Origin of the sequence: Microcystis sp. Msp_OC_L_20101000_S702 (assembly GCF_007095705.1) — a bacterium.
In the GTDB taxonomy this organism is placed as follows: Bacteria; Cyanobacteriota; Cyanobacteriia; order Cyanobacteriales; family Microcystaceae; genus Microcystis; species Microcystis ichthyoblabe_A.
The window spans coordinates 1-4,375 of the sequence record NZ_SFBO01000119.1 but is presented as its reverse complement, the minus strand read 5'-3'; the positions used below and the strand labels follow the sequence as shown (position 1 = coordinate 4,375).

Genomic DNA, 4,375 nt, shown 5'->3' with positions numbered 1-4,375 from the left:
ATCATCGAAGCGTCGTGCGAGGCGTGGAACAAGCTGATCAAGCTGCCCGAAGCCATCACGTCCATCGGACTACGAGACTGGGCACACATCGGTCAGTCATGAGGGCCGTTGGTATCACACCTTTAAAGATATACGCCTACTTCGGATAGGATTATCATAGAACCGCAAGGGCGCTTTCTTGCCTGTTCCGCAGAAAGGCGCACAGCTATGTTCATTATCAAACAAATCAACGTTATCAGTGTGCTGCTCGTAGGCGTGAATGATTGGCTGCCTTACGAGCTTTGTGATGAGCTGTGTGATTGTGGGCTCAGAAATACGGTAGCTACATCTTCAGACCACTTGCATGAAGTTCTAGCTATCACAAGTCCAACCATGATCGCCATCGTTGAGCCCCATCGTTCGGAAGACATGGACAGGCTTCGACGGAAGCTCGATGGCCTGATGGATAGGGATAGATCGTCTCTGATACTAATCGCCGATCTGAAATCACGGGACATCAACTCGACTGTGAAGGGCTTCGACATGGTCATTGACCTGTCAGCCCCTGTTCGCCTGATCTATAGACGCATCGCACGCTTGGCCGCCCTCATGCGAACTCGGCATCGGAAGCATTGAAGTATCGTGTACAACTGGTCCATCTGGGCCTTATGAACACCGACGGACCTGTGACAGTCAGCGCAGTGATTGCGCACGGCCCCGAGGGGGGGGGAAACCGCAGCGCCACGCTGATCGAGGGGACTTCCCAAGTCTGCGATGAAGCAAACGGGGTCCCTCACGCCGCCTTCAGCTTACCCTTAACAGCCTTGAACCGGCTGACGGCATGGCTTCGAACTAAAGCGAGCACATCACGTCTTCAAGAGCGTATCTAGCGTCGAAAGCGTTACCTGCTCCCATTCTGTTGGGATCGGCCCAGTCGACCGAAGGACCCAAAGTTGCCCATGGGGGACTGGAGCGACTTGAAGTAGTGCTGAGCTAGCATTGTGCTTGCAGTCGTCTTCGTAGAACGCCTCGGCTGTCCCTCGGTCAAACACAAAGGTGATCTCGGTTGTTGACCTTCCTTCCGGTTCTCGCACAAGACCGATGACGACGAAGATTGAGAAGCCCTCGGAGGTTTCAGACCCTGAGGCCCCCGGTTGCCATTCATCTACGAGACACTTGATGCGTCTGACGGCCATTTGAAGCAACCTCCGACCTTCTGAACTCCAGCACCGTTGAGAATGCCCCTATGGCATCCTCGTTCAGGCTACTGTTCTCGGAATGCCGGACATTGATACCGATCAACTCAGGGAAGTCGCTCGGGTTGGATGGTCGGTGCAGGTCTGGACCAGAGCGTCACAGCTGCCTTACCGCCTCTACACAGGCCCTTAGCTGCTCCCTGCTCGGTCCCGCTGAATATCCTCCAGCCGTCATCCCTGCCTCTTGCTCCACAGCACTATGAATGAACATTGATTGTAATGGTTTACCAGCGTTAACCGACTTGACTTACAAGGCACTACCGATTTGAGTACCCGTGCGAAATCAGGCCATCGCAGGGGACTGAACCGGGGTAACTGATGCGATCTCCGGGACACCGAGCCGTTTGCCGATGTGAAGTACCGCAAGCCCGAAGCTGACGAGTGCTAGGCAGCAATGCGGTGGAACCATAGGCTCTCCGGCACGACAATTGAGCTGGTTTCGCTAAGGCTTTTGATTTCCATGCCCACTAGCTATGGCCAAGCGAAAATCGCTGCTTCCTGTCCTAGTTTGACTAAGCGCTAGGATTTAGGTGCCCACTAGCCAAGAGCGCACGACGATTGCCAATTGGGCAAGCATCGGCACTGCCTTGAGCCGATAACAGGCTGCGATACAGCGGGACTCGCCGGTCGATAACCCCTCGTCGCATGGCCAGGGTAGGTCTCAAAGATTCCAATCCCCACTAGCAGTGATCAAGCCACCATCACAACAGCGATTGTGGGTTGCGATAACCGCTAGCATTAAGGCCCCCACTAGCCACGAGCACACAAGGCCCACCAATCCACCACGCCCTGTAGGGTCGCTGGTTGGCTGTAGCTTCCGATGACTTCGAGATTAAGCGCGGATGCCTAGCTCATATAATAACAAATAAAAGAACAAAACTCAGGTCTTAGCCTTGGTTTGAACTCTGAATTTGGATCGATTCTTTGGATCCGGAAAGTGCCTAAACTCCCCCATTTCCCTATTTGTATATAGCACATTGGGGGAGTTTCCCTCCCTCAAACATGAATAGGTATGATTTTGTTAAAACAACTCGATTCAACATACTGGCGTAACCTCGAAAACATTCACAACTCTCGTGCGCATCGCCCAACCGTTCTAGACAGACAGGTTGCCGAAGCGATCCTCAGGGCCGGGATCCTGGCTATCGAGGACAGGCAAAATCTCAAGACTTGCCATAGGGTTGTCCCTGCTCCAACCGGCTCAGGCAAATCGACCTGCTCCATCGCTCTGGCCACTGCCCTCATCGAAGCGGGGACTGGAACGAGCGTTCTGTTCGTCTGTGAGACTATCAAGCAGGCAGACGCGGTTTACCAGCAGCTGAAGGAGTTCAGCGCCTATGGTGACGTCGCCATCTGGACCAGCGAGCACGATCAAGCCAGACCCGAGCAAGGAGATAAGCACAATGCTCGGTTCTATCTAAACGATTTAGCCATCCACCGTATCGTCGTTGTCACCCATAAACTCTACAAGAGACACGCTAGCGGTTTTGCTCTGCGATACAATAACAGCGAGCGCACACTGACCATAATTGATGAACGAATCCAAGAGGTTGCGGTTTTCGATCTGGACCTCGGAGACATCGCCAAAGCACGAGACTCGGTCATGTCGGAATATGGATGTGAGAGTGACGCCTTCCGAGCGGTCGACGAGTTGTATCGCTTCGCAGACCGTAGGTGGGCTGCCAACGACAATGGCAACAGGCCTTACTGCCCGCTAATCAAGAGCCTGTCCCCCTGGTTTGATTCAGCGGAAGCTTCACAACTCTTCCACGCCAGCGAGGGGGGCCACCTCAGCAAAGTCATTGGGTTAGCCCGTTGCCTCGCCAAGGGGAATGCCTTCGTTGCCAATTGGGTCGGCGGCAAGGAAGGACGGCGTTTCATGGGTTATCATCATGACCTGCCTATTCTTCCAGGCACGATCTTGCTCGACGCTACCGCTGGGATCGACGGGGTCAACGATGTAGCAGGGTGGAGGGCGACGGTGTCTACCCCAACGCTCTCCTACGCAAACCTGGACATATGTGTGTTGGCCCCTCCGATCAGCCTGATTGGTCCGCAGGAGCGGATCAGCCAGATTGTGAGGTCACCCAAGGGTGCCAGCGACTATGCTGCGTACATTCGGGAAACGGTCCTCGCTCATACTACGCCGGGTGAGCTCGTCCTTGTTGTTACCCACAAGGCCTTGCTCGACAGTGCCTTCCTACCCGGCAACGCATCCTTCGATGATGGCCAAGCCTACGACCTTGATGGGCGGAAGGTCTGTTTCATCAACTGGGGTGCAGGCATCGGGTCGAACCAATGGCGCAATGCGTCTGCGGTCTTTCTGTTCGGTGCCTTCCATCTGCCAAAACGGACGATGGTGGCTATCAATCTGGCTCTTCAGGGCAAGCCTTCGAGCTCTGACCTGCTTGAACGGATACAAAGCCCGAACAGTCCCGAAGCTACTCTCAAGCAGTTGGAGAACGGCCACCTTGCTCGGTGGATCGTGCAACTGGCCATGCGTGGGTCAGCCCGGAACATCTCGGCGGATGGCGAATGCGGGAAACAGCGCCTGTTTGTTACCACGGACTTCAGGTGGTTCATGGAGCATCACGGTCGCCTGTTTCCTGGCGCTCGGATCACACAGGACGAGTCTGTCAGGCTTCGGCTTCAAGCTGAGCGTGGGGGTGCGACGGGCCTCGCCGCTGTTCTCTTCTCCAGCCCCGACAGCACCCTTACCACTGCGAGGATCAAGGAGTTGACCGGGATCGACTTCAGCAAGCACGGCGGTCGTTATCTAAGCGATCCGTTCGTTAAGCAAGCGATGGCCGAAGGCGGTTGGACTTTCATCAAAGGCGGTGGTCGGGGCAAGCCGAGCCGCTTTGAACGCTCGGTTTGGCCGCATGCTGACAACGATAACAATGAGTATGAGCTGGCCTTCACGGCTTGATTGAGCACTAAGCACCCTCGGATGCACACAGGTCTGTGTCTCTGGGGGTGCAATTTCTCTCGCCTGTCCAAAAAAGTAGCGAAAAATGTGAAGGCGTAATACCAAAGGCCGTTGTCACTGACTCGCGGGGGATTCCCCTCGGCTCGCGGGTGTGATTCAAGATGGCATGGAGGGTCCATGCCATGGCCAAAGCGATTGCGATCACGGGAGA

General features: G+C 55.0%; 1 protein-coding gene. It reads left to right on the top strand.

Annotation, left to right across the window (positions count from 1 at the left end; genetic code table 11):
- Positions 1-2,253: 2,253 nt before the first annotated feature.
- Positions 2,254-4,164 (top strand): DEAD/DEAH box helicase family protein, encoded by a 1,911-nt coding sequence (locus EWV60_RS12665; protein WP_287232596.1) that lies wholly within the window; start codon positions 2,254-2,256, stop codon positions 4,162-4,164.
- The last annotated feature ends 211 nt before the right edge of the window (positions 4,165-4,375 follow it).